Annotated in this window: 16 protein-coding genes; 12 read left to right on the top strand and 4 right to left on the bottom strand. The window is 72.0% G+C overall.

The window, feature by feature from the left end:
- The 6 genes from DAA34_RS03635 (at nucleotide 1) to DAA34_RS03660 (ending at nucleotide 4,947) form a co-directional block, all read left to right on the top strand.
- Nucleotides 1-1,422: a hypothetical protein gene (locus DAA34_RS03635; RefSeq protein ID WP_106817658.1), complete on the top strand. Its 1,422-nt coding sequence runs from the start codon at nucleotides 1-3 to the stop codon at nucleotides 1,420-1,422.
- Between the two features lie 31 nt (nucleotides 1,423-1,453).
- A complete protein-coding gene (rpsF, locus tag DAA34_RS03640) occupies nucleotides 1,454-1,741 on the top strand; it encodes a 30S ribosomal protein S6 (RefSeq protein WP_106817659.1) in 288 nt (95 codons plus the stop codon).
- An 11-nt stretch (nucleotides 1,742-1,752) separates the two neighbouring features.
- Complete coding sequence (locus tag DAA34_RS03645; protein ID WP_106817660.1) at nucleotides 1,753-2,349, top strand: single-stranded DNA-binding protein; 597 nt, start codon at nucleotides 1,753-1,755, stop codon at nucleotides 2,347-2,349.
- A gap of 159 nt (nucleotides 2,350-2,508) precedes the next feature.
- The gene (gene rpsR / locus DAA34_RS03650) at nucleotides 2,509-2,745 is read left to right on the top strand and encodes a 30S ribosomal protein S18 (protein WP_106817661.1); all 237 of its coding nucleotides are present in this window, start codon (nucleotides 2,509-2,511) and stop codon (nucleotides 2,743-2,745) included.
- A gap of 30 nt (nucleotides 2,746-2,775) precedes the next feature.
- Entirely contained in the window at nucleotides 2,776-3,222 is a 447-nt protein-coding gene (gene rplI, locus DAA34_RS03655; protein WP_106817662.1) for a 50S ribosomal protein L9, read from the top strand.
- Nucleotides 3,223-3,396: 174 nt separating this feature from the next.
- Nucleotides 3,397-4,947 carry a gamma-glutamyltransferase gene (locus tag DAA34_RS03660; RefSeq protein ID WP_106817663.1) on the top strand — a complete coding sequence of 517 codons (1,551 nt, stop codon included), beginning with the start codon at nucleotides 3,397-3,399 and terminating at the stop codon, nucleotides 4,945-4,947.
- A 9-nt stretch (nucleotides 4,948-4,956) separates the two neighbouring features.
- Here DAA34_RS03660 and DAA34_RS03665 read toward each other — a convergent pair whose 3' ends face one another.
- The 4 genes from DAA34_RS03665 to DAA34_RS03680 all read right to left on the bottom strand — a co-directional run bounded on the left by DAA34_RS03665 (nucleotide 4,957) and on the right by DAA34_RS03680 (nucleotide 10,853).
- A complete protein-coding gene (locus DAA34_RS03665; RefSeq protein ID WP_158707591.1) occupies nucleotides 4,957-8,040 on the bottom strand; it encodes a DUF3427 domain-containing protein in 3,084 nt (1,027 codons plus the stop codon).
- Nucleotides 8,033-8,461 carry a (deoxy)nucleoside triphosphate pyrophosphohydrolase gene (locus tag DAA34_RS03670; RefSeq protein WP_106817665.1) on the bottom strand — a complete coding sequence of 143 codons (429 nt, stop codon included), beginning with the start codon at nucleotides 8,459-8,461 and terminating at the stop codon, nucleotides 8,033-8,035. The genes DAA34_RS03665 and DAA34_RS03670 overlap by 8 nt, the downstream gene beginning before the upstream one ends.
- A 125-nt stretch (nucleotides 8,462-8,586) precedes the next feature.
- Complete coding sequence (locus DAA34_RS03675) at nucleotides 8,587-9,966, bottom strand: MATE family efflux transporter (protein ID WP_234354093.1); 1,380 nt, start codon at nucleotides 9,964-9,966, stop codon at nucleotides 8,587-8,589.
- Nucleotides 9,963-10,853 carry a PucR family transcriptional regulator gene (locus DAA34_RS03680; protein ID WP_106817666.1) on the bottom strand — a complete coding sequence of 297 codons (891 nt, stop codon included), beginning with the start codon at nucleotides 10,851-10,853 and terminating at the stop codon, nucleotides 9,963-9,965. The genes DAA34_RS03675 and DAA34_RS03680 overlap by 4 nt, the downstream gene beginning before the upstream one ends.
- 143 nt (nucleotides 10,854-10,996) lie before the next feature.
- On the opposite strand from DAA34_RS03680, the gene DAA34_RS03685 reads away from it, so the two are divergent.
- The 6 genes from DAA34_RS03685 to DAA34_RS03705 are packed head-to-tail and all read left to right on the top strand — an operon-like array spanning nucleotide 10,997 to nucleotide 16,196.
- Nucleotides 10,997-12,055, top strand: coding sequence for an AAA family ATPase (locus DAA34_RS03685; protein ID WP_106817667.1), 1,059 nt, complete (start codon nucleotides 10,997-10,999; stop codon nucleotides 12,053-12,055).
- Nucleotides 12,056-12,067: 12 nt separating this feature from the next.
- Entirely contained in the window at nucleotides 12,068-12,937 is an 870-nt protein-coding gene (locus DAA34_RS03690; RefSeq protein ID WP_106817668.1) for a DUF58 domain-containing protein, read from the top strand.
- Entirely contained in the window at nucleotides 12,930-13,475 is a 546-nt protein-coding gene (locus tag DAA34_RS12080; RefSeq protein WP_158707592.1) for a hypothetical protein, read from the top strand. Before DAA34_RS03690 ends, DAA34_RS12080 begins: the two co-directional genes overlap by 8 nt.
- Nucleotides 13,472-14,446, top strand: a complete 975-nt coding sequence (locus DAA34_RS03695) for a VWA domain-containing protein (protein ID WP_158707593.1) — start codon at nucleotides 13,472-13,474, stop codon at nucleotides 14,444-14,446. The genes DAA34_RS12080 and DAA34_RS03695 overlap by 4 nt, the downstream gene beginning before the upstream one ends.
- Entirely contained in the window at nucleotides 14,443-15,450 is a 1,008-nt protein-coding gene (locus DAA34_RS03700; protein WP_158707594.1) for a VWA domain-containing protein, read from the top strand. Before DAA34_RS03695 ends, DAA34_RS03700 begins: the two co-directional genes overlap by 4 nt.
- Complete coding sequence (locus DAA34_RS03705) at nucleotides 15,450-16,196, top strand: hypothetical protein (protein ID WP_106817671.1); 747 nt, start codon at nucleotides 15,450-15,452, stop codon at nucleotides 16,194-16,196. Before DAA34_RS03700 ends, DAA34_RS03705 begins: the two co-directional genes overlap by 1 nt.
- Nucleotides 16,197-16,562: the final 366 nt, after the last annotated feature.

Genomic DNA, 16,562 nt, shown 5'->3' on the forward strand with positions numbered 1-16,562 from the left:
GTGGAGGCCCCGCCCGACCCCCGGGACGTCGCGCCGCCCTCGGCGACCGGCTTCCTCGGCGGGCCGCTCGGGCGGTACGCGGCGCCGGGGGAGCGGTCGTGGCGACGGCTGGCCCCGGTCGTCGTCGCCAGTGCGGTCCTGCCGTTCGTCGGCGCGTGGCTGCGGCAGGGGCACTGCGTGCAGCAGGGGTGGAGCGGGGACGACCAGTTCTGGCGGCAGTGCTTCTCCGACCTGCCGGCGCAGTACCAGATCGCCGGGCTCTCTCGCGGCCTGCCGGGGTGGGCCGGTGCGGACCTCCAGCCGGAGGGCACCCCGCCTCTCGTCGGTCTCCTCATGGCGGCGATCGGGGGGATCGTCCCGGCGGGTGACCCCGTGACGAGCAGCCGCTGGTACCTCGCGGTGTGGGCGGTCGTCCTCGTGGCGTGCGCGATGGTCACCGTGTGGTGCGTCGCCGCGATCTACCCCCGCCACCTCGACCTCGCGAGCCGGCTCGCCCTCAGCCCCGTCGTCATCACCGCGGGCCTGCTCACGGGCGACGGCGTGCTCGTCATGCTCGTCGCCCTGGCGATGTACGCGTGGGTGCGGGGCTGGTGGATCGGTGCCGGGGTGCTCCTGGGGTTGGGCTGCCTGGGTCGGCCGTGGGTCGTCGCGGTCGTGGTGGCGCTGCTCCTGTGGGGCTGGCGCCGGCGACGGCTGAGCGGGGCGGTCGCGACCGCCGGGGTCGCGGTGGCGACCGCGGGACTGCTCGCGGCGCTCGTCTCGCTCGTCAACGGCAACGCCGTGGGCCGGCCGCTGCGAGAGTGGTGGAGCGCCCAGCCGTCGTACGGCTCGCTGTGGTTCCTCCCGCAGGGCGTCAAGCCCGAGTGGGCCCTCGGCGCCCCGGCCACGCAGGTGATCCTCGTCCTGGTGTGGGTGCTCGCCCTCGGGCTGGGCGTCCTCCTCGTGCGGACGGCGTGGCACACCCCCACCTGGCCGCAGACCGCGCTCGTCGTCGCGGGCACCGTCACCGTCCTCGCGCCGGTCTACCCGGTCCAGGCGAGCCTGTGGGTGCTGCTCCTCGCCGCGCTGTCGGGTGTGCGCTGGCGTGACCTGCTCGTGTGGGCCGCGGTCGAGATCGGGCACGCGAGCCTGCTGTGGCTGTACATCGCCGCTCCGTCCAACCCGGAGAAGGGGCTGCCGGTCCAGTGGTACGCCCTGGCCGTCGTCCTCCGGATCGTCACGAACCTCTGGATCGTCACCCAGCCGCTGTCCCTCGCGGGGACCCCGCAGCCCGGGGACGAGCGGCGGGCCGAGGGGGCTGTGGACGAGCGGGAGAGGCTGTCCGCGCACTCGGCTACCATGGAGGTTCCCGCGTCCACCCCGGCACTCGCCGGCGCCGGTCGCGGGACGCAGCACAACCCTCCTGTCACGGAAGGACCGTGACCGCCAAGACCGAAGGAGGCGGGTTATCAGCATGCGCACGTACGAGCTCATGGTCATCTTCGACCCCGAGATCGACGACCGGAACACCGGGCCGGTGCTCGAGAAGTTCCTCACCGTCGTGACGAAGGACGGCGGCACCGTCGACAACGTCGACCTCTGGGGCCGTCGTCGTCTCGCCTACGAGATCGACAAGAAGCCCGAGGGCGTCTACGCCGTCGCGACCATCACCTGCGAGCCGGCGACGAGCAAGGAGCTCGACCGTCAGCTCAACCTCAACGAGCAGGTCCTGCGGACCAAGCTCCTCCGAGCCGACGCCTGAGACGAGGACCCATGGCTGGCGAGACCCCCATCACCGTTGTCGGCAACCTCACCGGTGACCCGGAGCTGCGCTTCACGCCGACCGGGGCTGCCGTCGCGAACTTCACCGTCGCGAGCACCCCGCGGACCTTCGACCGCAGCACCAACGAGTTCAAGGACGGCGAGACGCTGTTCATGCGCTGCTCGGTGTGGCGGGAGGCGGCCGAGAACGTCGCCGAGTCGCTCCAGCGCGGAGCCCGGGTGATCGTCACCGGTCGCCTCGTCTCCCGCTCGTGGGACGACAAGGAGACGGGCCAGAAGCGCACCGTCATGGAGATGCAGGTCGACGAGGTCGGTCCCTCGCTCCGCTACGCCACCGCGAAGGTCAACAAGACCCAGCGGGGCGGCGGTCAGGGCGGTGGCTTCGGCGGTCCGCAGGGCGGTGGCTCCGGTGGTTTCGGCGGCCAGCAGGGCGGCAGCCAGGCCGACCCGTGGGCGACCGGCGGTCAGCCCGGCGGCGGCTCCGGTGGTTTCGGCGGCCAGGGCGGCCAGGGCGGCCAGGGCGGCGGCCAGCAGGGTGGCGGCGGCTGGGGCGGCGGAGCGCCGTCCTACGACGAGCCCCCCTTCTGATCGAGCACCGCTGATCCAGCTGCGCTGATCGACCTCGCTCGCACCTCGTCGGGCCCGTCCCGACCTCTCGCCGCGGCCCCTCCCGGGCGCCCGGCACTCCACGTTCAACCCCATCCCGAGGACCAACCTCGGGCTCTCGTCCGATAGGAGAGCACCACGATGGCCAAGCCCGTCGTTCGCAAGCCGAAGAAGAAGGCCAACCCCCTCAAGGCCGCGAAGATCGAGAAGATCGACTACAAGGACACCGCGCTGCTGCGCAAGTTCATCTCCGACCGCGGCAAGATCCGCGCGCGTCGGGTCACCGGCGTCTCCGTCCAGGAGCAGCGCCTCATCGCGACGGCCGTGAAGAACGCCCGCGAGATGGCCCTGCTGCCGTACTCGAGCAGCTCGCGCTGACCTCGACCGACCTGACATCAAGGAGCTGACATGAAGGTCATCCTCACGCACGAGGTGAGCAACCTCGGCGCCCCCGGTGACGTCGTCGACGTCAAGGACGGCTACGCCCGCAACTTCCTCCTCCGCCGCGGTCTCGCAACGGCGTGGACGAAGGGCGGCCAGAAGCAGGTCGACGCGATCGCGGCCGGTCGCAAGGCCCGCGCCGTGAAGTCGCTCGAGGAGGCCCAGAGCATCAAGGGCAACCTCGAGTCGCTGGCGTTCAAGGTCCCGGCGCACGCCTCGGCCGAGGGTCGCCTGTTCGGCGCCGTCTCGACCAAGGACGTCGCCGACGCGGTGGCTGCCGCCGGTGGTCCGCAGCTGGACCGCCGCACGATCGAGATCCCGCAGCCGGTCAAGCAGCTCGGCCCGGGCAGCGCCACCGTCCGCCTCCACCCCGAGGTCCAGGCGTCGCTGAGCTTCACGGTCGTCCCCGGCTGACCCACCTCGCCTCACCCCTCTTCGCAATTGCGCGCGCAATTGCCATCTGCGCGCCGAATATCGCGCGCAGATGCACCAGATGACGCGCGTCTGCTGCGAGGCGACGTCAGGGCCCCGTCACCGAACCGTCATGGCCGGTGACGGGGCCTTCGCGTGCTGCGGAAGAATCGACGGATGACCCGGATCGCCGTCGCCGCCCCCAACCGCCATGCCGTCGATGCCGCGGCGCGGGCGTGCGCCGCCGGGGGCAACGCCGTCGATTCCGCGCTCGCGGCGATGACCACGGCGGTCGCGACCGAGCCGGGGATGGTCACGCCGCTCGGCGGTGCCTTCGTGTCGGTGTGGCCTGCCGGCGGATACCCGATCGTCATCGACGGGAACGTCGAGATGCCGGGGCGAGGACGGCCGTCGGAGGCGTTCGGCGGGGGCCTGCGCCCGCTGCACATCGAGTACGGCGGCGGGGTCGAGCTCTTCGTCGGGCACGGGTCGGTGGCGACCCCGGGCTCGTTCGCCGCGTTCCAGGAGGCGCACGACCGGTTTGGGGGGATCGGCTGGGCGGAGGTGCTCGCGCCGGCGATCGACGTCCTGCGGTCGGGGTTCGTCGTCGGGCAGGCGTCGGAGACGTACCTCTGCTTCGTCGGTGGGCCGATCTTCGGGTGGGACGCGGAGACCAGGAGGAGCCACCACCGCGCCGACGGGGCGCCGCTGCGGCGCGGTGACGTCGTGCGGCTCCCCGATCTGGCGGCGTCCTACGAGGTCATCGCCCAGGAGGGGGCGGCCGCGCTGTACACCGGGTCGCTCGCGAGGGCGATCGTGGCCGACATGGATGCCCGCGGCGGTCTGCTGTCCGCGGAGGATCTCGCGGCGTACCGGCCGGTGGTGCGGGAGCCGTACCGCGTCACCCTCGGCGACTGGCACGTCGCGACGAACCCGCCGCCGAGCGTCGGCGGGGTGATGCTCGCGCTCATGCTCGGTGATCTCGCGACGCGGGCCGGGCAGGGCTACGACGACGTCATCGACGTCCAGCACCGCGTGCTGTCGTACCGGGCGCAGGTGCACGACCACAGCCGCGACCTCGAGGCGGACGGGCGGCTCGTGCTGCAGACCGCGGCACGAGCCGGGCTCGAGGGGCTGCGGGAGGTGGCGACCGGCGCGGACCAGCCGTCGACGTCGGCGAGCACGGTGCACGTGTCGGTCGTCGACGCCGAGGGCAACGCGTGCGCGATCACCGCGTCGGCCGGGTACGGCTCGGGCGTGACGACGCCTGGGACCGGGCTGGTGCACAACAACGCACTGGGGGAGATCGAGCTCAACCGCCTGGGCATCCACGCGCTGCCCCCGGGGACTCGGCTGGCGTCGAACATGGCGCCGAGCGTCGCGCGGACCGCGGACGGGCGGGTGCTGTCGATCGGGTCGCCGGGCGCGGACCGGATCACGACCGCGCTCATGCAGGTCATCAACCAGGGGTGCCTGCACGGGCTGGACCTGCAGTCGGCGATCGACCGGCCGCGGGTGCACGTGTCGATCGTCGACGGCCAGGGGGTCGTCGAGTTCGAGGAGGACCCGGAGGTCATCGCGGCGGTGCAGCGCTCGCCCCTGCCGTCGCGCGGGCACGGGGAGCGGTCGATGTTCTTCGGTGGGGTGGGTGCGGCGTACCGGCGCGAGGACGGCGTGCTCGAGGCCGCCGGCGATCCGAGGCGCGAGGCAGCGACCGGCGTGTTCTGACGGGCGGGGTCAGATCTTCGCCACGGTCGGGTGGAAGTAGTCGTACAGGGTGCTCGACACCGGTTCGTCAAATCGGAGGATCATGCGGACGACGGGAAGTTCATTACCCTTGTCGTCGGACATCGTCGTTTGCTCGGCATCCGCGACGCGGGCCTGGCCGAGGTAATAGAAACCAACGCCTTCAGCGTCATCCTTCTTGACGAAGACATCGAGGTCGACTGCACCGCCCCTGATCCTCTGCACGTCGGCGCTCTCCAGCGTCCGGCGGCTTTTCGAGAACCATTGCATGGTGTGGCGATCGATAAGGCGATCCTCGTATGCCGTACTCGCCGCGATGTCTCCCGCCTTGTGCAGAGTCACGAAGATGGGGCATTTCGCAGTCTCGTCGTCGACCCTGTAACCGTAGATCGTCGAGGTGTAACTGCGGGGCCACGTGAGAATTCGAGCAACCTCTTTGCGTGAGTACTGGCGTTCCGGCGTGAAGGCGCGGTCTGCCGCGTAAGTTGTGGCGACGAGGTGCTGCGCGGTCCGGACGAGATCGTTCACCGCGAGGCGGAATTCCGGATGGTGGGTGTACGACTCCCAGAACTCGGGCTGCAACGCGACCACGTCACCCTCGACACGGGCGATGCCGCCGTCGTATTTGCGCCGATCTGCCTCGGAGTGGCGCTCGGTAGTGAAGGTGTCGACCGTGCTCCGGAGGGTGCGATCCGGATCCTCTGCGTACAACCCAGCCAGCTCGCGGCCGAGATCGGGTAGCGCCATTCGCCCCGACCGCAGGAGCGCGGCAAGGGCGATGGCTTCGTGCGGTCGTTTGGCCGAGAGCACTTCGTGCGAGAGGTGGGTGAGATAGGTCGACTCCACCGGGGAGAACGGGGAGGGCTGACGAAGGAAGCTGCGTGCGAGCTCCGGGTAGTTCTGCCGGGTCGTGGCCAAGAGCACGGGATCGGCCGAATCAAAACGGACGAAATCCCACAGCTCGGGCACGTGACCAACGCGGTGGTACATGTCGATGACCGCCGCCTTGAGCCGCGCAGTGCTTGTTAGTTGTGCCTGCGCGATGGATCGGAAGACCCGCTCCTCGGCGATGCGGTCGAACTGCACGGACGACAATCCCGCGATCGCGCCGCGCTCTTCAGCGACTGCGAGGTTCTTTCGTAGCGATTCCTTGTTTAGAGAATTATCTCCGAATAGGGCGATCGGGATCATGAAGTTGTTGGTGTAATTGCCGATAAAGTCGATGACGACAAGGTATTCCTTGCCGGGGGCCTTACGCAGGCCCCGACCCAGTTGCTGGACGAAAACGATAGGCGACTGGGTGTTCCGCAGGAGGATCACCTGGTTCACGGACGGAATATCGACGCCCTCGTTGAACACGTCCACGGTGACGATGTAATCGAGTTCACCTGATTCGAGTCGGGCAATGCATGCATTGCGATACTCGATCGGGTCGCCCCCGGTGAGGCAGACGGTCCGTACGGGGGCTCCGTTGATGGTAGCTTCGTTCAACGCCTCCGATAGTTCTATGGCCTCTTGGCGGCGGGAGCAGAAGATCAGTCCCGTCGTGCGGATCCCATGCTGTCCGTAGGTCTCGATGGCTCCAATAATGTGGCGAACCCGTTCGGGAGAGGTGAGGAGATCCAGGCGGGTCTCCTCCGTGGTCGTCGTCCCATCCTCGAACTCGATGTCGGTCACGCCGTAGTAGTGAAAAGGCACGAGCATGTCCGCCTCAAGTGCCTCCTTGAGTCGGATCTCATACGGAACGGTGTAATCGAACAACTCGAACACGTTGAAGGCGTCAGGGCGCTCGGGTGTAGCGGTCATGCCGAGCAGGAACCGGGGCGTGAAGTACGACATGATCGACTGATGTGATCGGGCGCCCGCTCGGTGGACTTCGTCGACGACGATGTAGTCGAACGCGTCGCGGTCGAACCGCTCGATCCAGCGGTCACGGGACAAAGTCTGAACCGTTGCGAAGAGGTATCGGGAAAATATCTCCTTGGAGGACCCGCTCAGCTTGCCGTAATCAGTTCGAGGCCCGCCTAGGACCCGGTGGAACTCGTCGATCGTGCGGTCGAGGATCTGCTCGCGGTGGACGACGAACAGGAGGCGGCGCGGGCGCTGAGATCTAGCGTCCAAGGCGGACAGGATTGTCTTCCCGGTGCCGGTGGCGGAGATGATCAGGGCTCGTTTGGCGCCCATCGACCGGACCTCGGCAATCGCCTCGAGGGCCGCACGTTGCATCCGGTTCGGCAGGATCGCCGGCGGGCCCGTCACGGCCGCCTCTTCCGAGCCGTGGGGTGGAGGCGCCGCGGGGGCGTCGGCTGGTCGTTCCGGGAGCGGAACCACCGGAACCGCCTCGATCACGGTCGGGGTGGCCGGCGTATGCGCGATCAACGGGCCGTTGCTGGTCGGTGACGCGTCGACACCTGGCGCGCTCAGCGGCTCTTCTGGTGACTGCGGCGGTGGGCCTGGCAGCGCGGCCCGGCGCGGGCGCGCGCCCGGGGGGACGTATGACGCGGTGTACCTCTCCACCCATGACGCGGTAATCGGTGCGGAGTCCGCGACCTGCTCAGCGAGGAGCGCGTCGAGTTGGCGTGCGAGGTCGCCGTCGTTCGAGGACGAGACCAGGAGGTTCCACTCGTGGTTACGCAGTAAGGCGTTCGCCGTGAGGTTGGCGCTACCGACCATCGCCGAGACGGTGTGCTCGTGCTGGAAGATGTAGCCCTTGGGATGGAAGGCGGCGGCCGAGTGGATCCGCACGTCGACCCCGCGGTTGCTCAGGTCGAGCAGCTCGGCGAAGGCGTGCGGCGAGTTGAAGGCGAGATAGTCCGACGTAATGATCCGGCCCTGGCCCCGAAACTCGAGCAGATCGGTCTTGATCATGGCTAGCGCGCTCGGCGAGACGAAAGCAACGGAGAACGTGAAGCCGTCGCACCGGCGCAATTCGTCGCGGAGGGTGCGGAGCACGGTGGTGTCGCCACCGTTGAGGACGACCCGTGGGTGGTGAATCCTCGGCGCGCTGGCCTCACTGGTTACGTAGCCGTACTGGACGTCGAGCGCGAGGTCCCGCGACCAAACGAAGTCAGTCATCGCCGAGGTCGGCCGTGACGATCCGCACCGCAGGTACATCCGCGGGCGCCCACTCGAGGTGCGCGAGATCCTTGGGCCGTTGCCACCTGACCTCAGTGTGCTCGGTCAGGGTGGGCGTCCCTGCCGCGAGAGTGCAGTAGAAGGACGTGAGGGACACGAGCCCGAACTCGTATTGGTGGTCGGTGGTGGTAATCCGTCGGCCCACGGTAATCGCGCACTCGAGCTCTTCGTTGATTTCCCGAGCCAAAGCAACTTCGGGCTGCTCGCCCTCCTCGATCTTTCCGCCCGGGAACTCCCACAACCCAGCCAGCGGGCCGTGGCTCCCCCGGCGAGCACATAGGACATGCCCCTCGTGGACGATCACGGCGGCGACGACCCGGATGTGGCGTGCGACCGGAGCGTCGGTCTCGGTCCCAGACATGGCGCCAGGCTAGGGGATGGGTTTGCCGGTCCCCCCGTGGCAGCTCGCGCCGGAGAAACTGCGTTGTGGAGGAGTCACAACTGCGGCGTCCCACTCGTCGTCGTGCGTGACTGGGGGATCGGTGCTCACCGGGTCGCGCCGGTGACCGCCCAGGCGTCGTCCCGCACCCGGTGCCGCAGGAGCAACCCGCGCACGAGCATGAACCCGGTGAACCCGACCCACAGCAGCGCCGTCACCGCCGCCGCACCGCTCAGCCCCCAGGCGTCCCCGGACACCGACCGCCCGACCAGCAGCACGAGCCCGACGACCGGCAGGTACGCCAGCAGCTGCACCACCGACGCGACCGCCAGCCAGCGCCCGTCCCCGGCACCGATGAGCACCCCGTCGATGACGAACACGTACCCGCTCAGCGGCTGCGTCACCGCCACGACGACGAGCGCCGCCGCGATCGCCGAGCGCACCGCCGGGTCGGGCGTGAACATCGCCGGCAGCACCGGCGCCAGCGCGAGCACCGCCACCCCGAGCACCACCCCGCCCCACACGCCCCAGCGCACCATGAGGCCCGTCGCCGCCCGCGTCGCCCGGACGTCCCCCGCGCCGAGCGCGCGCCCGGTCAGCGCCTGCGCCGCGATCGCCAGCGCGTCGAGCGCGAACGTCAGCGTCGACCAGATCGTCGCCGTGACCTGATGGGCCGCCAGCGGCACGTCGCCGAACCGCGCTGCCACCCACACGGTGAGCAGCAGCACCGCCCGCAGCGCGACGGTCCGCACGAGCAGCGGCACCCCGCCGCCGAACGCCCGCACGACCGCCCCGAGGTCCGGCCGCAGCCCCGCCCCGGCAGCGGCCGCCCGGCGCGCCACGACGACCAGCAGCGCGATCGCCATTCCCCACTGCGCGAGGACGGTCGCCCACGCCGATCCGGGCACGCCCCACCCGAGCCCACGGACGAACCACACGCACAGCACCGCGTTTCCCGTGAAACCAAGCGTCGCGACGAGCATCGGCGTCCGGGTGTCCTGCAGCCCGCGCAGCACCCCCGTCGCGGCGAGGACGAGGAACATCGCCGGCACCCCCATCGCACTGATCCGCAGGTAGGTCCCGGCCACGCCGGTCACCGCACCGCTCGCGCCGAACGCCCCCGCGAACGCCGGCGCCCCCAGCGCGAGCACCCCCGCGACGACCGCGCCGATCCCGGCGGCGAGCCACACCCCCGCCAAGCCCGCGGCCAGCGCCCCGGCGGTCGACCCCGCCCCGACCTGCCGGGCGACCGAGCCCGTCGTGCCGTACGCGAGGAAGACGAAGAGGTTGACGGCGGTGAGCAGCACCGCGCTCGCGACCCCGAGTGCCGCCAGCGGCACGGTCCCCAGGTGCCCGACGACGGCCGAGTCGACGAGGAGGAACAGCGGTTCCGCCACCAGCGCCACGAACGCCGGCACGGCGAGCCCGAGCACCTCCCGCGGCCCGATCGAGATCGCCTCCGCAGGCCCATGAACCGCCCCGCTCACGCCTCGCCCTCCGACCCCGGCACCGGCGCCGCGTCCGCCTCGAGCGCGAGCAGCATCTCCAGCCGCGCCTGGGGGTCGTCGAGCTCCGCCCCGAGCACCGACCGCAGCTGCCCGAGCCGGTACCCCACCGTCTGCGGATGGATGAACAGCTCGGCCGCCACCGGGCCGCGCTGACCCCAGTGCCGCAGCCACGACCGCAACGTCTCGAGCAGCCGGTCCCGCTGCGCCGGCCGCAGCTCGTCGAGCGCCGCGAGCCGCCGGCGCCGGATCTCGGCCACCGCGACCGGGTCGGCCGTGAGCGCGAGCGCCGCGAGGTGGTCCTCCGCCCGCACGGGCGCCGCGGTCGCCACCGCCAGCGGCAGCACCCGCTCGGCCAGCCGGACCGACGAGGCCACAACGTCTCTCGCCACCGACGGCCCGATCGTCGCCGCCCCCTCGACGACCTCCGCCAGCCACTCCTCGTCCTCCGCCGCGACGAGCGCGAGAACGTTCCCGGCCCGCCGAAGCACCAGCCCGCGCTCGCCGAGCCGTCCGGCCATGGACCCCGGGACGAGCACCGCCCGGTACGCCGCCGCCAGCTCGATCCCCGCCGCCCGCGCGGCCGCGGTGACCGCCGGCCGGTCCGCCCCGTCGACGAGCAGCTCCGCCAGGTGCTCCCGCCGCCGCGCCGCCTCCTGGGCCTGCTCGACCGTCGCCGCGACGAGGGCGGCGACCTCGGCGCGGAGGACCCTGGCCGCCTCGTGGGCGGCCGCGCCCTCGGCCGCCATCGACGCCGCGACGAGACCGACGACCCGGTCGACCTCGCCCCCGACCTCGTCGCCGGGCCCTCGCGGTTCGCTCGCCGACGCACCCGCCGTCGATCCGGCGTCCTGACCGTCGGGACCCATCCGTCCTCCCTCGTCGGTGCGCGCTCTCGGTCAGCTGCACCGTAGATGCCGGATCGAGGCTCCCTTGGATGGACCCCGGGGGCACGGGCACCCCGATCTTTGCAAGGATGCCGCCGACCGGTCTTTCCATTCGGGGGAGTGAGATGAACCAGCCGCGCGACCACCGTGAGCCGACCCCGCCGCCGGGCCCGGTCGCCGGACCGTCGGCGACGCCGAGCGGCGCCCCCGTCCCGAAGGTCGACCCCCGGGCGGCGCGGGCCGCGGTCGAGGCCGTCCAGCGGGCCGTCGGCCGCACGGTCGTCGGTCAGGAACGGCTGCGGGAGACCCTGCTGCTGGGCCTGGTCACCGGCGGTCACGTCCTCCTGGAGTCGGTGCCGGGCCTGGCGAAGACGACCGCCGCGCACGCGCTCGCCTCGGCGATCGGCGGCTCGTTCAACCGCATCCAGTGCACCCCCGACCTGCTGCCGAGCGACATCGTCGGCACCCAGATCTACGACGCGGCGCGCGGCGAGTTCGTCACCCGGCTCGGCCCGGTCCACGCCAACGTCGTCCTGCTCGACGAGATCAACCGCTCGAGCGCGAAGACCCAGAGCGCGATGCTCGAGGCGATGCAGGAGCGGCAGACGTCCATCGGCGGGGCGATCCACAAGGTGCCCCAGCCGTTCCTCGTCCTGGCGACGCAGAACCCCATCGAGCAGGAGGGCACCTACCGGCTGCCCGAGGCCCAGCTCGACCGGTTCATGGTCAAGGACGTCCTCGACTACCCGACGCCGGACCAAGAGGCGGAGATCATCCGCCGGCTCGACGCCGGGGTCTTCGAGGAGGCCGTCCGCGCGGTCATCAGCCTCGACGACGTCCGCACCCTCCAGCGCAGCGCCGCCGCCGTCCACCTCGAACGGTCGATCGTCGGCTACATCACCCACCTCGTCGCCGCCACCCGGGATCCGCGCCGCTGGCTGCCGCCGGAACTGGCCCGCTACGTCGAGGTCGGGGCGAGCCCGCGCGCCTCGATCGCCTTCGCCCGGGCTGCCCGGGCCGCCGCCCTCATCCGGGGCCGTGACCACGTCATCCCCGAGGACGTGCGGCACCTGGCGCACCGGGTGCTGCGGCACCGGATCGTCCTGTCGTACGAGGCGACGGCCGACGAGGTCCCGGTCGAGCGGATCATCGACGGCTTCGTCGGCGCCCTGCGCACCCCCTGACCCGGGCGCGCCATGCCCTCGCTCGTCCGCAAGGTCCGCACGTCGCTGTCGATCCACGCCCGGCGCGCGACGATCGGGCTGCTCGACGGCGGGTACGCCTCGATCCACACCGGCCGCAGCCACGACTTCGACGACCTGCGCGAGTACGTCGCCGGTGACGACGTCCGGGACATCGACTGGAAGGCGAGCGCCCGGCACGGTGCGCCGCTGGTCAAGCGGTACGTCGCCGAGCGCCGGCACGTCATCCGGTGCGTCGTCCCCACGGGTCGGGAGATGGCCGCGAGCACGCCCGGCGGCGAGCGCAAGGCCGACCTCGCCGTCCTCGTGTGCGGCATCCTCGGCTCGCTCGCCCTCGGCCACGGCGACGAGGTCGCGCTCGTCTCCGGTCGCGGGGGCCGGGTCACCGGCTCACGGGCCCTGGCCACCGAGTCGCACCTCGAGCTGCTCCTGCGGCGGATCGACGCCGACCCGACCCCGGCCGCTCCGCCCGGGGACGTCGTCGCGCTGCTGGAGCACGTCGCCCGCCACGAGCGGACCCGTTCGATCGTCCTCGTCGTCGCCGACGATGGGGTCGAGGCCGACCGGGTCGACCCCGTCCTGCGGCGCGTGCGCGTCCGGCACGAGGTCCTCTGGATGACGGTCGCCGACGTCGACCCCTCGGGCGGCCGCACGGTCCGGGACGTCGCGCGCGGCACCCTCCTGCCGGACGTCGGCTCGGTCGACCCGGGGCTCGTCGCCCTGTTCGAGGCGAGCGAGACCGAGCGCACGCACCGTCTCGAGCAGTGCCTGCGCCGGCTCGGCGTCTCCAGCGCGCGGGTGACCTGCGAGGACGACGTCGTCCTCGCAGTCCTCGACCTCCTCGCGAGGCACGCCCGTGGCTGACCCGACCGCCGCCGTCCCGACCGCCGCCGTCCCGGCCGTGACCGTCCTGCGCCCCGTCGTCCTCGAGGGCGAGCTCGTCCCGACCGTCGGCTACTCGATCCTCTGGCCGCTGCTGGGCTTCCTCCTCCTCGTGGGGATCGCCGCCTGGTTCGCGCTGACACTCCTGCTCACCCGGCGCCGCTCCGTCGTCGCGCCGGTCCCGGTCGTGCGGCCGAGCGTCGTCGAGGCCGCCCGAGCCCGGTGCCTGGCGGAGATCGCCGAGGTCCGCGCCGCGGTCGAGCGAGGCGAGACCAGCCCGCGCCGCGCGCACCACCAGCTCTCGCGGAGCGTCCGGTCGTTCGTGTCGACGGCCAGCGGCCTGCACGCCGAGCGGATGACGCTCGAGGACCTGCGCGCCGTGGCCCCGCCCCACCTGGTCGATCTCGTCGAGCGGTTCTACCCGGCGCAGTTCGGCACGGGGGAGCCGTCGCGGACGACGGACGCGGCGCTCGGATCGGCGGACGCCGCGACGCAGCTGGTGCGGGGGTGGCGCGCGTGAGTCTCGTGTGGTGGCCGCTGACGCTGCTCGTCCTCCTCGTCGCGATCGCCGGGGTGGCGGTCCTGTGGTGGCGCGAGCGTGGCCGATCCGACGGGGACGCCGTCCTGGCGGCCCACACCGACCGGCTCACCCGTCTGCCCCGCTACCGCGCCGCGCTCGCGCGGCTGCGCCTGCGGCTCATCGCGCTCGGCGCCGTGCTCGCCCTCGTCCTGGTCGTCGGGGCGTGGACCGCGGGCCGACCCAGCCGGGAGAGCTCGACCACGCCCGAGGCCCGCACCCGTGACATCGTCCTGTGCCTCGACGTCTCCGGCTCGATGACCGAGGTCGACAAGGCCGTCGTCGAGCGCTTCTCGACGATCGTCGACGGGTTCGAGGGCGAGCGGATCGCGCTCGTGTTCTTCGACGGCCGCGCGGTGACCGCGTTCCCGCTCACGGACGACTACGAGTTCGTCGTCGAGCGTCTCGACGAGGCCGCGGCGGGCTTCGACGGGCTGAGTCGGGGCGGGACCGACCCCGCCGCCGGGACCTACGCGGAGGGCGGCTCCTCGCTCATCGGCGACGGCCTCGCCTCGTGCGTCCTCGCGTTCGACCGCAAGGGCGAGAAGCGCTCCCGCTCGGTCGTCCTCGCGACCGACAACATGGTCAACGGTCCGCAGGTCTACACCGTGCCGGAGGCCGCCGCGCTCGCGAAGGAGTCCGACATCCGGGTGTACGCGCTCAATCCCAACCCGTTCCCCGGCACGGAGGGCGCCGAGCTCGAGCAGGCGGCGGCACGCACGGGCGGGAAGGCGTTCGCGCTCGAGGACGAGGGCGCCGTGGACGGGGTCGTCGACGACGTCGAGCGGACGGAGGCCGCGAAGACCCCGAAGGCTCCCGCCGTCACCCGCGACGACCGGCCGCGCTGGCCGCTGCTCCTGCTGTCGCTCCTGCTCGGCGGGTATGCGCTCGCTGCCTGGTGGTGGCGCCGATGAGGTTCTCCCCGGTCCTGGGCTGGCTCCTGACGACCCCGCTCGTGCTCCTCCTGCTCGGGCTCGCCGCGCTCGTCGCGCTCGCGCCTCGAGGGCGTGGGGTCGGCCGGGCCGCCGGAGCGCGCCGCGGCGGCGCGCTCGCGCTCGTCGCGCTCGCGCTGCTGTCCCCGGGGGTCGGCAACGGGTCGGCGGCCGCAGGCCAGCGCGAGCTCGACGTCATCTTCGTCGTCGACACGACGAGCTCGGCCGCCGCCCGCGACTACGACGGCGGGAAGGAGCGGCTCGAGGGGTACCGCGCCGACACCGCGGCGATCGCCCAGGAGCTGTCCGGCGCGAAGTACGCGCTCATCACCTTCGACTCCCGCGGCCGGCTGACGATGCCGCTCACCGACGACGCGGCCGCGCTCGCGAGCGCGATGGAGATCCTCGACACCGAGTCGACGTTCAGGGCGAAGGGGTCCTCGATCACGGTCGCCCGGGACGCCCTGCGGGAGACGCTGGAGCGCGCCGAGGAGAAGGACCCCGGGCGGGCGCACGTCGTCTTCTACCTCGGTGACGGCGAGCAGACGAACGGTGCGGCGCCGGAACCCCTGGACGTGCCGAAGGATCTCGTCGACGGCGGGGCCGTGCTCGGCTACGGGACCGCCGACGGCGGGCCGATGCGCCGCAACGACGCCTTTCCCGGCCTCGAGAAGGACGGCGAGCCGACCGAGGACATCCAGTACCGGGGGCAGCCGGCGCGTTCGAGCATCGACGAGGGGGCGCTCCGGGGGGTCGCGGACCAGCTCGGGGTGCCGTACGTCAACCGGAACTCCGGCGGCTCGATCGCGCCGGCCCTCGAGGGTGTCGACCGCGGGGGGATCGCCGGGACCGAGGGCGGCGTGCCGGTCGGCTTCCCGCTGTACTGGCTGCTCGTCCTCGGCGCGCTCGGGCTGCTGGCATGGGACGCCGCGGCGATCGTCCGGGGGCTCGCGCGGCTGTCGGCACCGACGAGGGAGGGGGCGTGATGGGTGCGGTGCGACCGGAGGATCCGCGTGACCGGGCGCGTCGGCTGGCCCTGCGCCGGCGGCTGCTGCTGTGGGGCGCCCTGCCGGTCCTGCTCGTGGGGATCCTCGCCCTGCGCTGGCTGAGCCTGCCGTTCGTCGCCGCGGGCGCCACGAGCGGGTTCGACGAGGGCGACGCCGAGCGGGTCGTCGGACGGTCACGACTGCTCGCCCCGATCAACGTCGTCGAGCGGTGGAAGGCCCCGTACGACCTCGGCACGGGGTACGCGATGCGCGGGGAGGACGACCGGGCCCGGCCGCAGCTGGAGAAGGCGCTGCGGCGGGTCGACGGGGCGCCGGAGGAGTGCGCGGTGCGCGCGAACCTTGTGCTCGTCGTCGAGCGGCAGGGCGCCAAGGCCGAGGAGGCCGGGGACACGGCGACCTCGAAGGCGCGCAAGGACGAGGTCGTCGCGATCGTCGACGCGGCGCCGCCGGAGTGCCTGCAGGGCGGCAGGGACGGTCAGGGCGGCAAGGCGAGCAAGCAGCTGTCCGACGCGAGGAAGCGGGCCGGCGAGGGCGGCGAGGGCGAGGGTGGGAAGCCCCGCAACCAGCCGGGGGACCAGCCGGGCGAGGCCGACACCCCGAGCCAGGACCAGGAGTCGAAGCTGCGGGAGAAGAACGCTGGCGGCGGTCGGGAGGCGTCCACGCGCCGCCGGTTCGACGAGCAGGTGAACGACGACCCGCAGGGCTACGTCGAGAAGCCCTGGTGAGGGTGGCGCCCGAACGCCCGCGAGAGCGCCGAGCGGTTCACCCGGAGGGGTTGACGGACGAGGCGGACGATGCCCCACCGGCGTGGCGGCTGTGGATGACCGAGGGGGCCCAACTTTTTTCGATCCACATCCCGTGGATCCCATTTCCGCAGGTCAGCGCCATGCCGATACGGCTGTGACCCGAGATTCCACAGAACTGTCCACCTCCTGTGCACTGCGCTCCGCGTGTCGTCCACAGCCTGTCCACGGGGGCGTCCACCGCCTCGTTTGGGGTTGTCGGACCCCGGTGCGACAGTGGGCGCCACGCCCCGTCCGACGGGGTCGCCCGCCCCTCGACCGGGGCCGGTTCCGCAGCGACGAGCAGGG

This window comes from Janibacter massiliensis, assembly GCF_900289115.1.
GTDB classification, from domain to species: domain Bacteria; phylum Actinomycetota; class Actinomycetes; order Actinomycetales; family Dermatophilaceae; genus Janibacter_A; species Janibacter_A massiliensis.

What these genes read in the sequence shown, in the direction of transcription:
- rpsF (WP_106817659.1), top strand. Translation starts at nt 1,454, where the DNA reads ATGCGCACGTACGAGCTCATGGTCATCTTCGACCCCGAGATCGACGAC.
- DAA34_RS03645 (WP_106817660.1), top strand. Translation starts at nt 1,753, where the DNA reads ATGGCTGGCGAGACCCCCATCACCGTTGTCGGCAACCTCACCGGTGAC.
- rpsR (WP_106817661.1), top strand. Translation starts at nt 2,509, where the DNA reads ATGGCCAAGCCCGTCGTTCGCAAGCCGAAGAAGAAGGCCAACCCCCTC.
- rplI (WP_106817662.1), top strand. Translation starts at nt 2,776, where the DNA reads ATGAAGGTCATCCTCACGCACGAGGTGAGCAACCTCGGCGCCCCCGGT.
- DAA34_RS03660 (WP_106817663.1), top strand. Translation starts at nt 3,397, where the DNA reads ATGACCCGGATCGCCGTCGCCGCCCCCAACCGCCATGCCGTCGATGCC.
- DAA34_RS03665 (WP_158707591.1), bottom strand. Translation starts at nt 8,040, where the DNA reads ATGACTGACTTCGTTTGGTCGCGGGACCTCGCGCTCGACGTCCAGTAC.
- DAA34_RS03670 (WP_106817665.1), bottom strand. Translation starts at nt 8,461, where the DNA reads ATGTCTGGGACCGAGACCGACGCTCCGGTCGCACGCCACATCCGGGTC.
- DAA34_RS03680 (WP_106817666.1), bottom strand. Translation starts at nt 10,853, where the DNA reads ATGGGTCCCGACGGTCAGGACGCCGGATCGACGGCGGGTGCGTCGGCG.
- DAA34_RS03685 (WP_106817667.1), top strand. Translation starts at nt 10,997, where the DNA reads ATGAACCAGCCGCGCGACCACCGTGAGCCGACCCCGCCGCCGGGCCCG.
- DAA34_RS03690 (WP_106817668.1), top strand. Translation starts at nt 12,068, where the DNA reads ATGCCCTCGCTCGTCCGCAAGGTCCGCACGTCGCTGTCGATCCACGCC.
- DAA34_RS03700 (WP_158707594.1), top strand. Translation starts at nt 14,443, where the DNA reads ATGAGGTTCTCCCCGGTCCTGGGCTGGCTCCTGACGACCCCGCTCGTG.
- DAA34_RS03705 (WP_106817671.1), top strand. Translation starts at nt 15,450, where the DNA reads ATGGGTGCGGTGCGACCGGAGGATCCGCGTGACCGGGCGCGTCGGCTG.